11 protein-coding genes are annotated in these 19593 nt (G+C 64.8%); 3 read left to right on the top strand and 8 right to left on the bottom strand.

What is annotated here, in order from left to right; genetic code table 11:
* The first annotated feature begins 204 nt into the window (after nt 1-204).
* Nucleotides 205-7269, top strand: coding sequence for a TcdA/TcdB pore-forming domain-containing protein (locus tag CAG31_RS15870; protein ID WP_085582728.1), 7065 nt, complete (start codon nt 205-207; stop codon nt 7267-7269).
* 62 nt (nt 7270-7331) lie between these two features.
* Here CAG31_RS15870 and CAG31_RS15865 read toward each other — a convergent pair whose 3' ends face one another.
* Nucleotides 7332-7928, bottom strand: coding sequence for a MarC family protein (locus CAG31_RS15865; protein ID WP_085582726.1), 597 nt, complete (start codon nt 7926-7928; stop codon nt 7332-7334).
* Between the two features lie 252 nt (nt 7929-8180).
* On the opposite strand from CAG31_RS15865, the gene CAG31_RS15860 reads away from it, so the two are divergent.
* Together CAG31_RS15860 and CAG31_RS15855 are read left to right on the top strand one after the other, a co-directional pair.
* The gene (locus CAG31_RS15860) at nt 8181-8975 is read left to right on the top strand and encodes a hypothetical protein (RefSeq protein WP_085722051.1); all 795 of its coding nucleotides are present in this window, start codon (nt 8181-8183) and stop codon (nt 8973-8975) included.
* 62 nt (nt 8976-9037) lie between these two features.
* Nucleotides 9038-9754: a hypothetical protein gene (locus tag CAG31_RS15855; protein WP_085582722.1), complete on the top strand. Its 717-nt coding sequence runs from the start codon at nt 9038-9040 to the stop codon at nt 9752-9754.
* On the opposite strand, the gene CAG31_RS15850 is transcribed toward CAG31_RS15855, so the two are convergent.
* From CAG31_RS15850 to prmA, 7 genes are all read right to left on the bottom strand, one after another.
* Complete coding sequence (locus CAG31_RS15850) at nt 9755-12532, bottom strand: hybrid sensor histidine kinase/response regulator (RefSeq protein WP_085582720.1); 2778 nt, start codon at nt 12530-12532, stop codon at nt 9755-9757.
* 102 nt (nt 12533-12634) lie between these two features.
* Complete coding sequence (gene purD, locus CAG31_RS15845; RefSeq protein WP_085582718.1) at nt 12635-13927, bottom strand: phosphoribosylamine--glycine ligase; 1293 nt, start codon at nt 13925-13927, stop codon at nt 12635-12637.
* Between the two features lie 155 nt (nt 13928-14082).
* On the bottom strand, nt 14083-15690 hold the full coding sequence (purH, locus tag CAG31_RS15840) for a bifunctional phosphoribosylaminoimidazolecarboxamide formyltransferase/IMP cyclohydrolase (protein ID WP_085582716.1): 1608 nt from the start codon (nt 15688-15690) through the stop codon (nt 14083-14085).
* Between the two features lie 83 nt (nt 15691-15773).
* A complete protein-coding gene (gene fis, locus CAG31_RS15835; RefSeq protein ID WP_085582714.1) occupies nt 15774-16094 on the bottom strand; it encodes a DNA-binding transcriptional regulator Fis in 321 nt (106 codons plus the stop codon).
* The gene (gene dusB / locus CAG31_RS15830) at nt 16091-17101 is read right to left on the bottom strand and encodes a tRNA dihydrouridine synthase DusB (RefSeq protein ID WP_085582712.1); all 1011 of its coding nucleotides are present in this window, start codon (nt 17099-17101) and stop codon (nt 16091-16093) included. Before dusB ends, fis begins: the two co-directional genes overlap by 4 nt.
* A 185-nt stretch (nt 17102-17286) precedes the next feature.
* The gene (locus CAG31_RS15825) at nt 17287-18576 is read right to left on the bottom strand and encodes a DUF3426 domain-containing protein (protein WP_085582709.1); all 1290 of its coding nucleotides are present in this window, start codon (nt 18574-18576) and stop codon (nt 17287-17289) included.
* Between the two features lie 30 nt (nt 18577-18606).
* Nucleotides 18607-19485, bottom strand: coding sequence for a 50S ribosomal protein L11 methyltransferase (gene prmA, locus CAG31_RS15820; protein ID WP_085582707.1), 879 nt, complete (start codon nt 19483-19485; stop codon nt 18607-18609).
* Between the last annotated feature and the right edge of the window lie 108 nt (nt 19486-19593).

Below are 19593 nucleotides of genomic sequence, written 5' to 3'. Positions count from 1 at the left end.
TGCAAACAGGAGTGCTCGGAACAGGCTCGAAAAGTGCCGATAAACATTGTCGGCATCATTTGGTTTGAGCATGTTTCGTTGTTCTGTTTTTGAAAAGAATTGCATTCGTTGTCAATGGAGCCGGGGGCCTGCGCTGAGTAGTTTCCTGTTGGACGCAATTCTGCGTACTTCAAAAATGATCAGTGATGTCGAGGCATACATTCCATGCAGGATGCAAAAATCAAAAAGGATGAGGCGTACTGTGAATTCATCGAACTGTTCAAGTTGAGCGCGCTGGAACAGGCATTGAGCCCATTCAAGGGCAGTCAGGAACACGACGCGGTGTTGCGTTACTACTTCGCCTGTATCGCAAAGCTTGAGTTGCACAGGTTGCAGGAGCCGCTGGCGCTGCTGAGACAAACACTGGAACCGATGCGTCAGACCGGTGCCGGAAAGGGGCCGGCGGACGGATTGACGCCGATCTGCGAAAAGATCGCCGACTATGAAACCCGCGTGCAGCGCAGCCTAGAACAACTGCGAACGCCAGCCACCGAAGTGCCGAAGATCATGCATTTCGTCTGGCTCGGCGGGGGCGTCGGCGAGATTCAGCGCGATTACCTCAATCTCTGGAAACGGGTGATGGCCGGCACCGGCCATGTCCTCAATCTCTGGTACGACAGCGATGCGCTGCTGGCCCACCACACCAACAAGCTGATCGTCGAGGCCGCGAAGGCCGATGCCCTTGCGCAGGTGGACGGCCGAAGCGTCACAGCGGATGAACTGGCGACGCTGTATGAAGCGCGGGCGATCGTGCTCAAGCAGCAGATGCAGGCCCATATCGAGGCGGCCGTCGCCGCCGGCCGGTCGGCGGATGACGCCAGGATCGATCTTCTGGTGCGTGCCTATGGCCAGGATGCCGATGCGTTGCGGGAACGGATCACGCAAAACCTGCTCAGCGTCGCGGCCTTCGGGGACGACGTCCTGACGCTGCGCGACCTTGGCGACCTTGAGGCGCCGATGGCGCTGCAGCACCTCTACGAACGGGAAATCCGCCTGCGCGGCAACCTGGCGGCGGCCTCCGACATCGTGCGCCTGCATGCGCTGGTCAGCGAGGGCGGCAGCTATGCGGATGTGGACGGCTTGCCGCCGCTGGCGGAGCGGCTTGGCGCGGTCGACATCACCGGCTGGGGCGCCGATGCCCGGCTCGGGGCCTTGCAACTGTTGCTCGACCGCAACCCTGACTGGATGCCGGGCCGGCAGGCCGTTCGCGGCCGCTACATCTCCTACTTCGAACGTATCCCTGAACAGTCCAGGGCCGCCCTCGATGCGTTCGCCAGCAGCCATCCGTCGCTGGGAGACATCTTCCGGCGACCGGCAGAGCGGTCGGCGAGACCGTTCGAACTGCGTGCTGTCGCGGAGTCCAATTCGTTGAGCAATGCTTTCCTCATGGCTCACCCCGGTGCCGGGATGATCGAGGCGGTGCTGGAACGCATGCGCCTGAGCTATGCCGTCGTCGATGGCGCAGCGAAGCTGGCCCGGGAGCGAGGGGTGGCGTTCAGCGACAACGAGAGCATGGTGTCGCTTGCGCACGAGACCGTTGAGCAGGCGTTGGGGCCGTTGCCCGAACTGCCGATGGAAGAGGAAATCTTCGCCGGTTTGCTGGCCGACGCCGCTGCCGGTTACTTCCGTGACGGCATTCGCCCGCAAAGCGAGGGCACCATCTACCTGACAGGGCCTGCCGCCATGCGTGACGGCATGCGCAACTACCAGAAGCGGCATTTCACGCCGCAGGGCGCTGCGGCGCTGGGCAACGACCTGGTCATCGTCCCTTCGGCGACGGTCAACCGCATGACGGAAGAAGAACAGGATCATTCCTGGAAGGACAACGGAACCGATTCGTTGAAGTGGGTCAGCGACGAACAGGCCCATTGGCGGGACGGTCGGTATGCCATCCGTTACGGCGGCGACATCGCCCAGTTGCTCAAGCATTCGACGGTCGAGTTCCAGTCCGGCTGGCCCGTGATCGAAGGACGGGCTGTGCTCCTGAGCGGTGTCCTGCAACGGCTGGTCGACGCCTTGGGAGAACCGTTGGTGCAGGCCATGCGCAGCGGTCTGGACGGTGAGGTCAGGTTCGACAAGCCGCTGCCGCTGCGCTTCGAGGATCGGCAGGCCATCAAGGCGCAGCCGCTGGATGTCCTCCCGCCGGCCTTTGCGGGTGAAACCGGGACCGCAGGCGCAGGGGTGGAGGAAGTCTTGGGCATGCTCGCCAAAGGCACCCTGCACGTTGTGCAGGCCGACCCGGTGCAGCGTCTGGCGTTGGGCGCTCTGCTGGGCGCGGACTCGCTGGACAACCGGCGTCTGGTGCAGTTGCACAGCGAGCTGGACAACCTGGCCAACAGCATCGGCGAACGGGGAAGCTCCAATCGTTACGCCGCCCTCGAACGGCATCTGTTCAAGCGCCGTCCACCCGGTTTCCTGGAGGGGCTGGCCAGTGTCGCTGATGAACCGGTGCTCTCCTCCGGCAGGGCGCTGGACCTGATGAAGAGCGTGATGCTCAATGCGCACACTCCGTTCCAATGGGGGCGTCATGTGGCGCAGATCCGACAGCTTGCCACGCTGGAACACCGGATCCAGGTGCAGGAGCGCGTGGAACAGGTGCTGCAGCGCTTCGACGCGGCCAGCGTCAAGCTGGTGCCGCAGGATCTGCTGCTGCAAGGTTCGGGGGACGACCTCGCAGGGCGCTGCTATCCGTTGTCCTTGGTGATGGGGGCCGCTTTGGCGCAGGGTGAGCAGGCCTCCCGGCGTCTGCGCGAGCGTTTTTACCTGGCGGTCCTGGAGCCTGAGCAGAGTGATTCCATCGCCTTTCTGAACGGACTGGAGACGCTGCGCGATGTACCGTTGAGCGAGGTGGGCAGGCCTGCGGCGCGGACGGACCTGAGCGGGATCCGCACCAGGCTGGAGGCCTCCGGCGACCGCCTCGGCCTGATGCTCATCTCCGACAATCACGTGCTGCTCGTGGCGAAGACGGCTGCGGATGCCGGCGGCGCCACGCTGCATTTCTTCGATCCCAACTTCGGTCTGTTCGGATTCAAGGAGCCCGCCGCGTTCCAGCAGGCGCTGGAGGATTTCTTCGTCGGCGCAGGCATGGCCGGCCACTACGCCGCATTCGGTGAGCCCGGCCGTCCGATGTTCGATGTGATCGAGCTTCAGGGCGAGCGGGTGTCCGCCTTGCCGCTCTCCGCCGGGTTGCGGCTGGCGCACCTGCTGGAGTCCGACACTTTGCCGGGGCAGCCCTCGGCCCTTCCGATCCGCCGGCGGGTGGCCAGTGCCCGTGGCCGGTCACTGAGCGACAATGCCCATCTGGGACGTAGCCTGCTGGATCTGGACAGCCGCTGGTGGGCCCGGCAGATCGCCGATGCGACGGTGGGGCTGCAGGCGTTGCACGCCTCGCCCAGACCTTGGGTGCCGTTGTTCGAAACGCTTGAAGTCACGCCTGACAGCGCCTACCGGATAACCCTGGTCGATCCTCTGGACGCGACCCATGTGGTGCAGGTCGCCAGCAAGGATCACCGGTTGCTGCGCATCAGGCAGTGGCTGACCGAGCGATTCTCGACGCTGGTGCGCAAACCCCAAGGGGCGGCGCTGCCGTCGGGGTCTGTCGAGGCGGGGGCGGTCCATACGCTCAACGCCGGCTTCGCGCTCCAGTCGCTGATGATGGCCTTGCGTGAGCGTGAAGGGGATGACCGCACGCTGACCTTGGCGGTGCGCCTGCACGGCTACGTGAATTATGCGCAGCTCGCCCATGGCCTGGCCGTGGATGCGGCCGGACTGATGAGACTGTATGCCACTGCCATCAACCAGGAGCCGGTCATTGCCCGCACCTGTGCCCCGCTGGTCGGCGAAGCGCTGGGCCACGTCGCCGATGAAGGGGTGGGATCGCTGCTGGGGCTGGCCAACGTGGGTTTTGACATCTACCAATTGGCGACCGCGAAGCGCGAGGTGGAGGTGGCCCGTTTCGGCACGCAGTTGGCGTTCGACTCGGCAGGTCTCGTCGCGGGGTTGGGGGGGCTGGCGGCGGCCGCCACGGGGGCCGGCACGGCCGCTGCGGTACTCGGCGGGGCGGGCGTCATCCTGGGTGGCCTGGCGATCGGGGCGGCGGCGCTGGCCCAGGGCTTCGCCATCATCGCCGAAGAGGCGAAAACCGTCGGGCTGTTTTTCGACCATCTGGAAAAGGCCTGGAACGGCGCCGTCTACCGCTTCGACGAGGCGTTGCAGGCGTGGGTGGTGGATCCGTCTTCCCTGATCATCGAGTGCGTCGACCTGGGCACCGGCACCTTGACGCTCGGCAGCCCGAAACTGTTCAGGCTGCGCGACCACTTCGGCGTACCGGGCATCAACCCGGATGACAAGGAAGCCTTCGGTATCCGTCAGACGTGGGGGATTTCCAGCCGGATCAAGGCACCGTTGCCCGCCGGGCAATGCGTCGTTCTGCCGTGCACGCCGAACACGAACTACAGCTATGAATACCAGGCCTTGCCGTTCGCGTCATGGCGTCATGACGCCGGTTTCGATGCGGCGCGCCGTCTTGAGCGCAAGGATGGCAGCGGGCAATGGAAATTCCTGTTCTCCTTCTACTCCTTCCCCAGTCACTACATCGTGCATCGCCTGTTCCCCAACTACCTCCCCACGACCGTCGAGGTGCGGCTGGATGCGGCCGAGCGGCAGCTGGCGGTACCGATTGTGCCGCCGGCATGGCACGGGTTGCTGACCTACGCGCTCAAGGGCGCGGGCGGCACCTGCACGCTGTTGCTCAACCCGGGGGTGTCGGTCGAATTGCATTCGACCCGCTTCACACATTGCCGTTGGGTGCTGCGGGCCGATTGGGCCAGCGAGCAGGCGATCAAGAAAGTGGAAGGGGGACTGCTGATCGACGGCATTCGCGTCAAGTTCATCGGCAAGGGCCGGCATGACGTCGCGCTGGCTCTGGCCGACCGGCGTGTGTTCAGCGTCGACCTGGTTTCCGCGAAACTGGATCTGCTGCAGGACACGGCACCCGACGGCCTCGATGAGACGGCGTTGCTTGAACGCTACAAAACGCTTGCGCACGACCATCGCCTGGTTCTGCCGTACACGCCGGTCGACAACTACTTGATCCCGTTCGAGCCACCGCAGACGCCGCGTCACACCAAGGCTTGGTACGACGCGCACGAAGACCGTTTCCTGTACATGCGCGACCTGGCAATCAGCGGTTCCGACAAGACGCAGTTGGCTCTGGTGTCCGGCGGCTCGGCCTATTTCTATGAGCCGTCATCCTTTCTGGTCTGGCAAGTCGATGCCGTCAGCGGCCTGCCCCAGGCGGAGTACCGATTGCTGCTGATGCCCGGCGAAAGTTCGATCCAGCGCATCGAAGCCGATGCCCGAGGGATGATTCACGTGGTGCAGATGTCCGTCGACCGAGGGCGTGTCAAAGAACTGGGTTACCTGATTCATGACCGGCAATTGCTGCTTTGCTCGGTGACTTGCGGATCAACCCCCAAGCTGCGGGCACAGGCCTTTGCCGGGGAGAGGCTGGCGCGCTGGGCGTCGGTGTTGGGGGAGCATTGGCCGCAAGCGGGCTCGTCCGCGAAGGAAAGCGACACGACGATCGGATGGGCGCCGGCACCCTACGTTTCGGTGTGTTGGCAGATGGATGAGGCGCGGCGGGACCTGGTCTGGATCCGCGGTCGCGACCGTCTGCTGATCAACCCTCTGCCGGCGCCGGGGCAACCGCAGGGCTGGGACGACTCGACCAGGAACCTGGATCGGTTGACGTTGCTGGTTCCGGCGAATGACGAAGAGGTGTACGTGGTTTACGACCGCTCGGCCCAACGCCTTTGCCGGTTGCAGCGGATGCCGGGGGAGGGGCGCTGGTCGCATGCGTGGATCGAGCCTGATCGGCTCAAACAGGTGGTCACGACGCCGGGTGGCTATGTCGCCATCACCGAAGACGGGCACTTCTTCAACCTGAACACCGACGGCCGGCTGCAGTTCGGCGGGCTGACCGAGCACTGGCTGCAGGGCCGCTCCCGCTGGTGGGAGACGCTCAAGGCGGTCGCGCAACGTTATCCGGTGGATCGCTTCGCCCTCATCGGTTTGCTCGAACATGGAGGGCATGGGCATCTGGGCGCCTGGTACATCGATCAGCGGTTGCTGCTATGCGCGTCGGCGAACGGTGATCGGGTCCGCTTGCTCGGTCTGGCGCCGGACAGGCGCCAGGCCTGGCTGTTCGATCCGTCCGGCGGCAGGATTCTTTCTCAGGCCTTTGTCGATCCCGGGCTTCTGGAACAAGCGTTCGCCAACGGTGCGCAGTTGCTGCGCAGCGGCCTGCTGCCCGCACCGCAGGAGGAGTGGGATGACTGGCGTTTCAGTGACGTCAGGCGCGAGGGCGCCGGGCTCAGAGGCACCACCGTGGACGGTGTGGAACTGGTTCTGCGCTTCGGGGAAACTGAGCGTGTGACCGGCGTCAACCACGCCTGGGTGACTGCCCAAGGGGATCATCTGATCCCGAACCTTCAAGCCCTGCTGCGCTCCGTAGAGCACGACGGGTTTGTGTCCACCGAAGCGGAACCCGGTGTGCGGCAATGGTACGACGTGGAGAACGCTTGCCTGGTCCGGGTCGTCGGCACGGCCCTGCGCGACGGTGACGAGCTGCTGGGCACCCGACGCCGCGAGCAAGTGCTGCTGCATGACCGGCAGGACCGGTGTGTGCTCGTCTACCCGGACGCGAAACGCCTCGGGCCGTTCACGCATGTGCAGCGCGATGCCGAGGTGATGGTGGTCGAAGGGCAGAACCGGGTGACGGATCTGCCTGCGCTGGTGCCTGACGGCGTCGGCACCGTGGTTCTGCGGGCGGGGCAGGGCGCGGTGACCTACTTTTTGCCGACGGCGCTCTGGCTCGAGCGCGATTCAGTCATCGTCGACTGTCGGCCCGTGCCGGCAGACGCCGTGACGGTTCCGGCGAAGCTGGTCTGGCTGCTGGACGATCCGCAGAGGCTGCAGTTGCAGATCGTTGACGGCCATTTGGTGCTGATCGACCCCGACAGCGAACATTGCCTGATACTCAGGGATGTGTGCAGTGACGATCCCCTGCTGCGCGGCGAAGTGTTTCTTGCGTTCGGGGCCTATCCCACCATGTCGGCTTCGCGCCTTGTCCAGCTGATGCGCACTGCACAGGGCGCGCCGGGCGGTGCCGCGCTGGGGACGTTGCTGGCGCCTTCGCGCAGCCGCCTCGCAAGCGCTGGGCCCGAGTGACGGTCCGCCGAAAGGAAAGCGCCGCAGGCCTGATTGCCTGCGGCGCTCTTTGCGTGACCGGCTCAAGGCACCAGATAACCCTTTACCCCCGTGAAGATGATCTGCGCCGCCAGTGCGCAGACGAACAGCCCCATCAACCGGCTGACGATCTGCAACCCCTGGTCGCCGAGAATCCGCTCGATGCGGTTCGACAGGAACAGCACCACGCCGACCGTGAAGCTGGCCATGGCGATGCTCATGATCGCCGCGAGCTTGTCGTCCCAGTGCGGCTGGCTGACGCCCATCACCAGCAGCGCACCGATGGTGCCGGGACCGACGGTCAGCGGAATGGTCAGCGGCACGATGGTCACGTCCTGCTGCACGTTGTCGGCCTGCACCGCCGGTTTGCCCTGGGCCATGCCCAGCGCCGAGATGAACAGCACGCTGCCGGCGCCGATGCGGAACGCGTCCACGGTGATGCCGAACACATCGAAGATCACCCGCCCGAACAGGTACAGCAGGACGCTGGAGACCAGCGTGGCGATCGCCACCTTCCACGCCAGCCGCCGCTGCTCCTTGCGCGAGTAGCCGCGGGTCAGGCTGATGAAGCAGGACAGCACGAAGAACGGGCTGTAGAGCACCAGCATCTTCAGGTAAACGCTGAACAACTCGTGGAGCATGATGGAAACCCGCGTCGGCGAAAGTTGAGCGGAGTCTATCAGGCGCCGGACGGTCTGTCGGCGCATTCGGTGTTTTGTTTATTGGTTAGTTGTCTTTGTTGTTTTTGGCGTTATTTAGGAGTTGTCGGCGGTTGTAAGTTTTTATTGTTATTTATTGGAAATACTCATTGGCTTGTGGGGGTTTGATGAGTTTCGTAAGTTAGTCCTGTCGGCTCGGGAAGAGTCGAACTAATTAACTAAGGAAGACGAAACATGAATGTAAACACTGTTGTAACCGTAGCCGACCGCCTGGAACGACTGAATGCCTATGATGTGACGCCGCAGGACATCACCCTGGCCCCGCGCAGCCTCAACAGGTTGACGCCCTTCAATATCGAAGTGCCTGACCGCGCTTCTGTCGTGGGCGATGCCATTCTGGCGTTCGTGTCGGGCATGTCCGAGCAGAACCGTGCGGATGTACTGAACACCTATCTGTTCGCCTCGTTGGCCGCCAACAAGAAGTACCCGTTGGAAAGCCAGGGCAAGGAGTGGTACCAGACCTTTCTCACCGTCATGCAGGACGCCGGCTGGATCATCCTGAAGAAGTACTACGATTCCACTTCGGCGTCCGGCAAGAGTTTCAAGATGGATCAACTGGCGCTGACCATCCTGGGTTCCGCCCTGGCCGCTGCGGCGGTCCCCGGGCCGACCTCGGCGCTCCTGCTGAAGGTGGCGACCGATGCGATGGCTTCGCTGCAGGCCAGCGACAAGCCGCTTCAGGTCTTCGACCAGAACATCAAGAACAAGGGCACCGGCGGTTTTGCGGTAGGTTCCTGCCTTGAGACCGAGGGGCAGGAAGTGATCCTGACCCTGGGCGCGGTGCGCTTCATCAACCGGGTCAACCAGACCAAGGTTCTTTTCGTGAATTGGGACAGCAGTTCGGTGGACCTGTACAAGGGCGAATCCAGCATGACCATGGTGCCGGCCATCATCGGAAAGACCCGCGACATCATTGCCGGCAAGTTGGGTGACCGTGCCGTCAAGCAAATCAGCGAATGGGAAATCTGATTTGACGTCATTGAGTGGCGACCGCACAGTGGTCGCCACTTTTTCATGTGCAGGAGGCAAAGATGAAAGAGCAATACTCGGTTTATGCCAACTCAGGCGCCATCGTTTTGTTTCCGTACGGGATGGCTGAGCAAGAAATACAAGATGTTCAACATTCAATCTTGTTTGCGCAGTTGGCGGCCAACAAGAAGTTTCCTCTCACGGCCGATCCGGATGATTGGTATTCCATCTGGCAGCAAGTTCTGAAGGGCCAATGGCTGCAAAGGAAAGTGGAGTGGAGCACGGTCACGCCGGCTCAGGGCGTCGGGTTCAAGGCGATGGGCGGGATGATCGACGTTCTGCAGCCGTCGCTGGCCGAGGCAGGGGACTGGGTGCCGGTCCTGCAGGCCATCGCGGCATTGCCGGTCTCGGATCCTGCCGTCGCGTTTCTGCAAGGGAGGATCCGGCAAGCGGTGGGTGCCGAAGGGGAGGATCAGGTAGCCGCAAGTGACCGCTACCGCTTCATGGTGGTTGTGGCGCAACCCGGCCCTCGCCTGAACGCCGCCTATGTGACGCTGAAGTCTTCGGCCGCCGCCGAGGGCAATCCGTACGCCTGGGTCTTCTCCGCGGACACGCTCCATGGGCCGCTGGAGCAACGCTTCTTTCAGGCTGACCTCGCCGCGCCGCTGTTCGATCCCGTCCGTGACACGCTGGCCAAGCGGTTGGAGCCGCATGTCGATCTCATCAGGGAGATCGACTTCAGCCCGCCGGACAGTGTTCGCTGCGAACCGGCCGGTTGATCAGGGCGTTCGCACCGTGTTGCGGTTCTGCTGATCGCGCTGGGCCACCCAGTGTTCGATCAGTTCGCGCAGTTGCGACAGTTCCACCGGCTTGGCCATGTGGCCGTCCATGCCGGCCTGGCGCGCGCGTTCCTTGTGTTCGGCGAGGATGTGCGCGGTCAGGGCCACGATCGGCGTGCGGATGCGCTGGTTGCCGACTTCCCACGCCCGCAGTTGCTGGGTGGCGGAGAAACCGTCGAGGATCGGCATTTCGCAGTCCATCAGCACCAGGTCGTAGCGCTGGGCCTTCATGGCCTGCAAGGCTTCCTCGCCGTTGCTGGCGGTGTCCGGCTGCAGGTTGAGCTTGCCGAGCATGCCGCGGATCACCTTGGTGGAGATCGTGTTGTCTTCGGCCACCAGGATGCGGAAGTCGCTCGGCACCTTGACCGCCGCGCCGGGGACGGCCGGCTGCGGCTGGAACACGGCCTGCCCCTTGTTGCGCTGGTTCAGCTCGTCGGCCAGGGTGGTCTTGAGGGTGTAGCCGGCCACCGGCTTGGCCAGGATGCGCTTGACCCCGGAATTGCGCGCGATGATCTTGCTCGGCGCATTGCTGATGCCGGTGAGCATGATCAGCAGGATGTCGTGGTTCAGGCTCGGGTCTTCCTTGATCTTGGCCGCCAGCTGCATGCCGGTCATGCCCGGCATGTTCTGGTCCAGCAGCACCACGTCGAAGTAGTCGCGCAGGTGCGCCTTGGTGCGCAGCAGGGCCAACGCCTCCTTGCCCGACGGCACGGCGCTGACGTTCAGGCCCCAGGCGCTGCACTGCTGCACCAGCACTTTGCGGCAGGTGTCGTTGTCGTCCACCACCAGCACCCGCGCGCCTTGCAGCGGGCTGTCGAGGTCGGAGGTCGGGTGTTCGAGGCGGTCAGGATCCAGCGGCAGGGTCAGCCACAGGGTGCTGCCCTGGCTTGCGCCGCTCTTGATGCCGAACTCGCCCTGCATGAGCCGGATCAGTTGCCGTGCGATCACCAGCCCCAGGTTGCCGCCCAGGCGGTTGGCCGACAGGAAGTGCTTGCTGTGCAGTTCCGCGTGCAGCAGCGCGTCGCGCTCTTCCTGCTCCATCGGCTGGCCGCTGTCCTGCACGGCGATGCGCAGGCGCGGCTTGACGCTGCGGTCGTCGAGGGCGACGACGATCAGCACTTCGCCTTCGTCGGTTTTCTTCAGGGCGTTTTCCAGAAGGCTCAGCAGGGTCTGGCGCAGGCGGGTCGGGTCGCCGCTGATGACCCGCGGCACCTGGGGCTGGATGAAGCTGATCAGCTCGACGTTCTGCTGTTCGGCCTTGGCGCGGTAGATGCTCAGGCAGTCTTCGATCAGGGCGTTGAGGTCGAACTGCACGTCGTCGAGCTCGATCTGCCCGGATTCGAGGCGGGAAATGTCGAGGATCTCGTTGATCAGGGTCAGCAGTTCGTTGCCGGCGCTGTGGATGGTCTGCACGTAGTCGCGCTGCTTGACCGACAGCGGCGTGCCCAGCAGCAGTTCGGTCATGCCCAGCACGCCGTTCATCGGCGTGCGGATCTCGTGACTGATCTTGGCCAGGAACTCGGCCTTGGCGTTGATCTCGGCGTTGCTCGCCGCCAGGTCGCGGCTGATGCTGAACCGGCTTTCGGTGATGCTGCGCTGACGCTCGCCCAGGGCGATGCTCATCAGCAGGCCGCTGATGCAGATGAACCCCATCAGGGTCATGATCAGGCCCTGCGGCGCGACCAGGGTCAGGCCCAGCAGGGCCGGCAGGATGATCAGCGTGCCGATGTTGAACACCACCATGGCGGCGACGAACAGCCGCGCCGGACGGTAGCCCTTCTGCCAGTGGTAGCCGCCGACCAGCAGCATGCTCAGGCCGGCCAGGGCCACCAGGGCGTAGGTGATGATGTTCAGCGGCAGGGTGTTGACGAACAACAGCAGCAGGCCGCAGATCACGGTGATCAGGATGTCGGCCAGCAGCAGCTTGTTGAGCGGGTGCGGGCCGATCGGGGCGAAGAACCGGAAGGCGAACATCAGGCCGGCCGGTGCGGTCAGCAGCAGGGCCAGATAGGCGCCCGGGGTCTGGATCGCGTGCCAGTCCGGCAGCCAGGGCCCGGCGAGGTTGAGCAGCAGCAACAGGCTGAGCCCCAGCAGGCCCTCGCAGACCGCCAGCCACAGGCAACTGCGCGAGCGGGTGTAGCCGTAGCGGATCAGGTTGTGCAGGATCAGCATGCCCAGGCAGCCGAACAGCAGGCCGTAGAGCAGGGTCTGGTTCTGGTTGGCCGCCGACATCACCGCCGACTGCAGGGTGATGTGCGGGCGCAACTGGTGGTCGGAGACCAGCCGCAGGTAGACCTCAAGGGGTTTGTCGCGCTGGGGCAGCGGCACCAGGAAGTCGCTGCTGGGCAGCGGCCGGTCGACCTGGGGTTGGCCGGTGCCGCTTTCGCGCTGGTCGATCAGCGTGTCGCCGTCCAGCACGTAGAGATTGAGGCGCGACAGGTCAGGGGCGAAGATCCGCAGCACTTGCTCGTGCTTGCCGGCGGCCAGCCTGAAGCGCAGCCACAGTGCACCATCGGGCTCCGCCGCCGTGAGGCGGTCGAGGTCGATGGGGCTGAATTGGTTGGTGTAGCGGGGCGAGCGGATGTCGCTCAGTTGCAGGTTGCCCTGTTCGTCGAGCAATACCGCCCAGCCACTGCCTTGTCCGGCCTGGGCCGGCAGCATGCAGAGCAGGGTCAACAGCGTGACGGTGAAGCCTATGGCGATCCTGAGCCAGCGCACGGCGAAATCCCTTCGTAGGTTGATGCCAGAATATAACGATGCGCAGCGTCGGAACAGCCCGACCGGGGGATGGCCCCCCGGCCGGGCGTCACGGACAACCGATCAGCGGGATTCGCCACGCTCACGGGCGATGGCGCGGTAGCCGATGTCCTTGCGGTAGAAGCAGCCTTCCCAGTCGATCGCCGCCGCCAGGCGGTAGGCCTGCTGCTGGGCTGCGCCGACGCTGTCGCCCATGGCGGTGGCGCAGAGCACCCGGCCGCCGGCGGTCACGATCTGGCCATCCTTTTGCGCGGTGCCGGCGTGGAAGACCTTGCCTTCCAACGCGGCGGCGGCGTCCAGGCCGTTGATCGCGGCGCCCTTGGCGTAGTCGCCCGGATAGCCGCCGGCGGCCAGCACGATGCCGACGCTCGGGCGCGGATCCCACTGCGCTTCGACCTTGTCCAGCGCCTGGGCCAGGGCGGCCTCGACCAGCAGCACCAGGCTCGACTGCAGGCGCAGCATCACCGGTTGGGTCTCCGGGTCGCCGAAGCGGCAGTTGAACTCGATGACCTTGGGGTTGCCGGCCTTGTCGATCATCAGCCCCGCGTACAGGAAGCCGGTGTAGACGTTGCCTTCGGCGGCCATGCCGCGCACGGTCGGCCAGATCACCTGATCCATCACGCGCTGGTGCACGTCGGCGGTGACCACCGGGGCCGGGGAGTAGGCGCCCATGCCGCCGGTGTTCGGGCCGCTGTCGCCGTCGCCGACGCGCTTGTGGTCTTGGCTGGTGGCCATCGGCAGGACGTTCTTGCCGTCGACCATGACGATGAAGCTGGCTTCCTCGCCGTCGAGGAATTCTTCGATGACCACGCGCGAACCGGCGTCGCCGAAGGCGTTGCCGGCGAGCATGTCGCGCACGGCGTCTTCGGCTTCGGCCAGGGTCATGGCGACGATCACGCCTTTGCCGGCGGCCAGGCCGTCGGCCTTGATCACGATCGGCGCGCCTTTTTCACGCAGGTAGGCCAGGGCCGGCTCGATCTCGGTGAAGTTCTGATAGTCGGCGGTCGGGATCTTGTGGCGGGCCAGGAAGTCCTTGGTGAAGGCCTTCGAACCTTCGAGCTGCGCGGCACCCTGGGTCGGGCCGAAGCAGTCCAGGCCACGGGCGCGGAACAGGTCGACGACGCCGGCCACCAGCGGCACTTCCGGGCCGACGATGGTCAGGGAAACGTTCTTCTGGGCGAAGTCGGCCAGTTGCTCCAGGGCCAGCACGTCGATGGCGACGTTTTCGCACTTGGCCTCAATGGCGGTGCCGGCGTTGCCCGGCGCCACGAAAACCTTCTGCACGCGCGGATCCTGAGCCACTTTCCAGGCCAGGGCGTGTTCACGGCCACCGCTGCCGATGATCAAAACATTCATTTCAGAAACCTCGGATGACGCTAATTCTATGGAGCACCGCTGGGATGCTTTTCTGTAGGAGCGAGCCTGCTCGCGATGGCGGTGTATCAGTCAATACTGCGTTGACTGGTCTATTGCTATCGCGAGCGGGCTCGCTCCTACAGTGGGTCGTGTACTTAGTGACGGAAGTGGCGCATGCCGGTGAAGACCATGGCGATGCCGGCTTCATCGGCAGCGGCAATCACTTCAGCGTCACGCATCGAGCCGCCCGGCTGGATCACTGCGGTGATGCCGACCTTGGCCGCGTTGTCCAGGCCGTCGCGGAACGGGAAGAACGCGTCGGACGCCATGACCGAGCCGGCCACCTGCAGACCGGCGTGCTCGGCCTTGATCGCGGCGATGCGGGCGGAGTTCACGCGGCTCATCTGGCCGGCGCCGACACCGATGGTCTGACGGTTCTTGGCGTAGACGATGGCGTTGGACTTGACGAACTTGGCCACTTTCCAGGCGAAGATCAGGTCGTTGATTTCCTGCTCGGTCGGCGCGCGCTTGGTCACGACCTTCAGGTCGTCGGCGCTGATCATGCCGATGTCGCGGCTCTGCACCAGCAGGCCGCCGTTGACGCGCTTGTAGTCCCAGGCCGGGCTGCGGTCGGCCGACCACTCGCCGCAGGCCAGCAGGCGCACGTTGGCCTTGGCGGCCACCACGGCGCGGGCTTCTTCGCTGACGCTCGGGGCGATGATCACTTCGACGAACTGACGCTCGACGATGGCCTTGGCGGTCTCGGCGTCGAGTTCGCGGTTGAAGGCGATGATGCCGCCGAACGCCGACTCGGTGTCGGTGGCGTAGGCCAGCTCATAGGCCTGGCGGATGCCGCCTTCGGCGTCCGGGCTCACGGCAACGCCGCACGGGTTGGCGTGCTTGACGATGACGCAGGCCGGCTTGACGAAGCTCTTCACGCATTCCAGCGCGGCGTCGGTGTCGGCCACGTTGTTGTACGACAGTTCCTTGCCTTGCAGCTGGGTGGCGGTGGCGATGCCGGCTTCGGCCGGTTTGGCTTCCACGTAGAACGCCGCGCTCTGGTGCGGGTTCTCGCCGTAGCGCATTTCCTGGGCCTTGATGAACTGGCTGTTGAAGGTGCGCGGGAATTCGCTGCGGCCTTCGGTGCTCAGCACGTCGGTGGCCTGGTTCACGGTGCCCATGTAGTTGGCGATCATGCCGTCGTAGGCGGCGGTGTGCTCGAAGGCCTTGAGCATCAGGTCGAAGCGCTGTGCGTAGGTCAGGCCGCCGGCCTTGAGGTTCTGCAGCACGTTGGCGTAGTCGCTGGCGTTCACCACGATGGCGACGTCTTTATGGTTTTTCGCCGCCGAACGCACCATGGTCGGCCCGCCGATGTCGATGTTCTCGATGGCGGTCGGCAGGTCGCAGCCGGGCTTGCTGATGGTGGCTTCGAACGGGTAGAGGTTGACCGCGACCAGATCGATCGGCTTGATGCCGTGCTCGTTCATGATGGCGTCGTCGGTGCCGCGGCGGCCGAGGATGCCGCCGTGGATTTTCGGGTGCAGGGTCTTGACCCGGCCGTCCATCATTTCGGCGAAACCGGTGTAGTCCGCGACTTCCACTGCGGACACGCCATTGTCCTGCAGCAGCTTGAAGGTCCCGCCGGTGGAAAGGATTTCCACGCCCAGGGCTTCCAGCTCCCTGGCGAATTCGAGGATCCCGGTCTTGTCGGAAACGCTGATCAAGGCGCGGCGGATCGGCAGGCGGGTAGTCTGGTCGGTCATCTCAATTTCCATCAAAAGCAAGGGAAGTCAGCAAAAAAGGCGACCGGTTTCACGCGGGCGCCTTTCTGGTTGGTATTGAATGCTTACAGCAAATCGTACTGCTTGAGTTTCTTGCGCAGCGTGCCGCGGTTCAGTCCGAGCAGCTCGCTGGCCTTGGTCTGGTTGCCCTTGACGTAGTTCATCACGCTTTCGAGCAGGGGAGCCTCGACTTCGGAGAGCACCAGGTTGTACACGTCCGTGACGGTTGCGCCCTCGAGGTGGGCGAAATAATTGTGCAGCGCCTTCTCGACACTCCCGCGAAGGGTCTGGCCTTCTTCGCTCGGCGTATTGAGGTGCTGTTTCAAATTCACGTTGTCGCTCACGGGTGTTGTTCCACTCACTAAAGTCTCGGTCATCATCGTCATGCGGCCACCCCTTCTCCGTCCCCTGTCAGGCTCTTGTAACGTTCGGCGAAGAACTCCCGAACGTTGGCGCATTGTGTTTCCGTACCATCCAAACGATTGAAGCGGGCGCGGAACTCCCTGGCGCCCGGCAGGGTTGCGAGATACCAGCCCACATGCTTGCGGGCGATGCGCACGCCCATCACGTCCCCATAGAACGCGTGGAGGGCGGCCAGATGCTCAAGCAGAATGCGTTCCACCTCGATCAGCTCCGGCGCCGGCAGCTTTTCGCCGGTGCGCAGGAAATGCTCGATCTCACGGAAAATCCACGGCCGCCCCTGGGCGGCCCGGCCGATCAGCAGGCCGTCGGCGCCGGTCGCGTCGAGCACGTGCCGGGCCTTTTCCGGCGAATCGATGTCGCCGTTGGCGAAGACCGGGATCGACACCGCCTGCTTGATCGCGGCGATCGTGTCGTACTCGGCCTCACCGGTGTACAGGTCGGCGCGGGTGCGGCCATGCACCGCCAGCGCCGTGATCCCGGCCTGTTCGGCGATCTTCGCCACGGTCAGGCCGTTCTTGTTCTCGCGATCCCATCCGGTGCGGATCTTCAGGGTCACCGGCACATCGACCGCCGCCACCACGGCGTGCAGGATCTCGGTGACCAGCGCCTCATCCTTCAGCAACGCGGAGCCGGCGGCCTTGTTGCAGACCTTCTTGGCCGGGCAACCCATGTTGATGTCGATGATCTGCGCGCCCAGCCCGACGTTGGCCCGGGCCGCGTCCGCCAGCATCTGCGCATCGCCGCCGGCGATCTGCACCGAGCGCGGCTCGGGATCGCCTTCGTGGATCATGCGCATGCGCGACTTGCGGGTGTTCCACAAGCTCATGTCGCTGGTGACCATCTCCGAGACCACGAGCCCGGCGCCCAGACGCTTGCAAAGCTGCCGGAAGGGCTGGTCGGTGACCCCCGCCATCGGGGCGAGGACCAAGCCGTTCTGCAATGTGTATGGGCCGATGCGTACCGCCGACATAGGACTTCCCTGAAGTGGGGCCGGATCATGAGAGTTCGAAAAAGGGTTGGCATGATACCCGCTCTCGATGACTGGATAAAGGCTGAATTGAACAAAATCTGAACAGTTATTCTGTTATCGCCAGCGGTTTGGTCGAGCCGGGCAAAGTCAGAAAACCGCCGCCAATCGCGCAGCGGCCGGGCGTTTCACTCGGGGGAGTGGAAACTCAGACTGTAGTTCACCGCTTTGGCCCCGGGGTCGAGGATGTCCAGCGCGATGTGGATCGGCGTCTGCGGCGGCATTTCCGCCATGCCTTCGAGGTCGCCGTTGAGGTACTCGCCGGGCTTGAAGCGACGGCTGGCGATCAGGTGCCCGTTGAGGTCGGCGAAGCGCAGTTCCAGCAACGGGAACGGTTGGGAGAACGGAGCGCGGTTGTAGATGATCGCATCGACCACCAGCGCGCCGCTGAACTCCGGATGGCTGCGCACCACCAGGTTGCTGCTCTTGATCTTGGCGATGTCGACCTTCGACGGCACCGTGCAGCCGATCTGCGGGCACAGTTGCTGGAACCACGGGCGGTACTGGTCCTGGCGGGCCAGTTCGTCGAAATGGTAGGCCACGTACTGGCCGGCCAAACCGGCGGCGGCGAGGATGATCAGCAGCAGCCAGAGAAAGCGCCGGCCCCAAGGGGAGCGGCGTTTCTGCCAGTCCAGCTGCAGCGGGTCGTCGGTCAGGTCCTGCAGCACTTCGGCGCGTACGCCGGGGGCTGCGCGCTCGCCGCGTTCGCGTTTCTTGCGCAGGGGCTCGACCGACGGCAGTTCGCCTTCGGGCTCGTCGTCCGCGGACAGGCGCTCCTGGCGGGCGGCGGGGTCGATCGGGTCGTGCAGCCGCAGTTGCGGGATCGGCGGCTCGTCGTCCAGATCAACAGGTTCCAGCGACAGCGACGGCTCCGTGCGCTGCGGCCTGGCCGGCTCCGGCTCGACGGCCGGTGGCTCGTCGTCCGGCGCCGGCGCGGCCATCCGTTCGTCCGCCGGTTCGCTGAACAGGCTGTCGGGCCAGGCCCCGTCGTCCGGCTCGTGGCTGTCGCGGCGGGCGCTCAGGGACTCTTCGCGGGGCCGGCCGGACTCGGTGATCGGCTGGATTTCCCGCTGTTCGAGACGGGCGAGCTCTTCGTCCAGGTCCAGGCTGTCGAGGTCCAGCTCGGCGGCGCTCCATTGCTTCTGGCTGATGGCGCGCGGCGGTGCCGGTTCGACAGGGGCGGCAGGCTGCGGTACGGCGGCTGCCGGCTCCGCGGGGCGCGGCGGCTCGCTCGGCGCTGGCGCGGCCTGCACGGCCGTTTCCCTGCCGGCCCGCTGTTCAAGCAGCTGTTTGGCGGCGTTGAACACTTGCAGGCACGAGCCGCAACGAACCACTCCGCGGGCCACGCTCAATTGGGCGTGGCTGACGCGAAAGCTGGTTTGGCAATGCGGGCACTGGGTGACGAAGCTGTCGGTCATGCGAGGATCCGGATTGTGCAGGCGGCCATTCTAGCGCCGACGGCCGGTGATGCGCACCCAGCCGTCACGGTTGGCGATCGGATCCAGGTCGAAGTCCTGGGCGTAGGCGGCGGCGACCTCATCGCCCTGTTCGGCGAGGATGCCGGACAACGCCAGGCGTCCGCCGGGCTTGACCAGGCCGGACAGTTGCGCAGCGAGGGAGACCAAGGGGCCTGCCAGGATGTTGGCCACCAGCACGTCGGCCTTTTCCTGCGGCAGATCCTGGGGCAGGTAGAGCGGGAACAGTTCGTCGGCGATGCCGTTGCGCCCGGCGTTGTCGCGGGAGGCTTCCAGCGCCTGCACGTCGATGTCGGTGCCGACCGCTTCCTTGGCGCCCAGCAGCAGGGCGGCGATGGCCAGGATCCCCGAGCCGCAGCCGAAGTCCAGCACGTTGCAGCCTTTGAGGTCCTGGCCGTCGAGCCATTCCAGGCACAGGGCGGTGGTCGGGTGGGTGCCGGTGCCGAACGCCAGGCCCGGATCCAGCAGCAGGTTGACCGCGCCGGGCTCGGGTGCGGCGTGCCAGCTCGGCACGATCCACAGGCGCTGGCCGAAGCGCATCGGCTGGAAGTTGTCCATCCAGCTGCGTTCCCAGTCCTGGTCTTCGATCACTTCGCTGTGGTGCTCGGGCAGCGGGCTGCCGGTCAGCAGCTCAAGGTGGGCCAGCACGGCGGCGGCTTCGGTGCCGCCCTCGAACAGGGCCAGCAGATGGGTGTGCGACCACAGCGGGGTGGTGTTGAGTTCAGGCTCGAAGATCGGTTGGTCTTCGGCGTCCATGAAGGTCACCGAAACGGCGCCCACTTCAAGGAAAGCGTCTTCGTAGGTTTCGGCTTGTTCTGGGCTGATGGCGAGACGGACTTGCAGCCAAGGCATGGCGGGCACCTGTGAAAAAGATTGATGTGCAGCCTAGCGGTCTGCGCGAAGCGCGCAAGTTTACGCGAGCGCACGGCGTTTGTGGGAGCAGTGTTGACCGCAGCCTTT

The organism is Pseudomonas sp. R25(2017), assembly GCF_002112565.1.
Taxonomy (GTDB): Bacteria; Pseudomonadota; Gammaproteobacteria; order Pseudomonadales; family Pseudomonadaceae; genus Aquipseudomonas; species Aquipseudomonas ekonensis.
The sequence above is the reverse complement of the archived record's forward strand: the minus strand, read 5'-3'. Positions and strand labels throughout refer to the sequence as shown.

Excerpts from the sequence above, each read along its gene's own strand:
- CAG31_RS15870 (WP_085582728.1), top strand. The coding sequence starts at position 205 with ATGCAGGATGCAAAAATCAAAAAGGATGAGGCGTACTGTGAATTCATC.
- purH (WP_085582716.1), bottom strand. The coding sequence starts at position 15,690 with ATGACCGACCAGACTACCCGCCTGCCGATCCGCCGCGCCTTGATCAGC.
- CAG31_RS15860 (WP_085722051.1), top strand. The coding sequence starts at position 8,181 with ATGAATGTAAACACTGTTGTAACCGTAGCCGACCGCCTGGAACGACTG.
- CAG31_RS15865 (WP_085582726.1), bottom strand. The coding sequence starts at position 7,928 with ATGCTCCACGAGTTGTTCAGCGTTTACCTGAAGATGCTGGTGCTCTAC.
- fis (WP_085582714.1), bottom strand. The coding sequence starts at position 16,094 with ATGACGATGATGACCGAGACTTTAGTGAGTGGAACAACACCCGTGAGC.
- dusB (WP_085582712.1), bottom strand. The coding sequence starts at position 17,101 with ATGTCGGCGGTACGCATCGGCCCATACACATTGCAGAACGGCTTGGTC.
- prmA (WP_085582707.1), bottom strand. The coding sequence starts at position 19,485 with ATGCCTTGGCTGCAAGTCCGTCTCGCCATCAGCCCAGAACAAGCCGAA.
- purD (WP_085582718.1), bottom strand. The coding sequence starts at position 13,927 with ATGAATGTTTTGATCATCGGCAGCGGTGGCCGTGAACACGCCCTGGCC.
- CAG31_RS15855 (WP_085582722.1), top strand. The coding sequence starts at position 9,038 with ATGAAAGAGCAATACTCGGTTTATGCCAACTCAGGCGCCATCGTTTTG.
- CAG31_RS15825 (WP_085582709.1), bottom strand. The coding sequence starts at position 18,576 with ATGACCGACAGCTTCGTCACCCAGTGCCCGCATTGCCAAACCAGCTTT.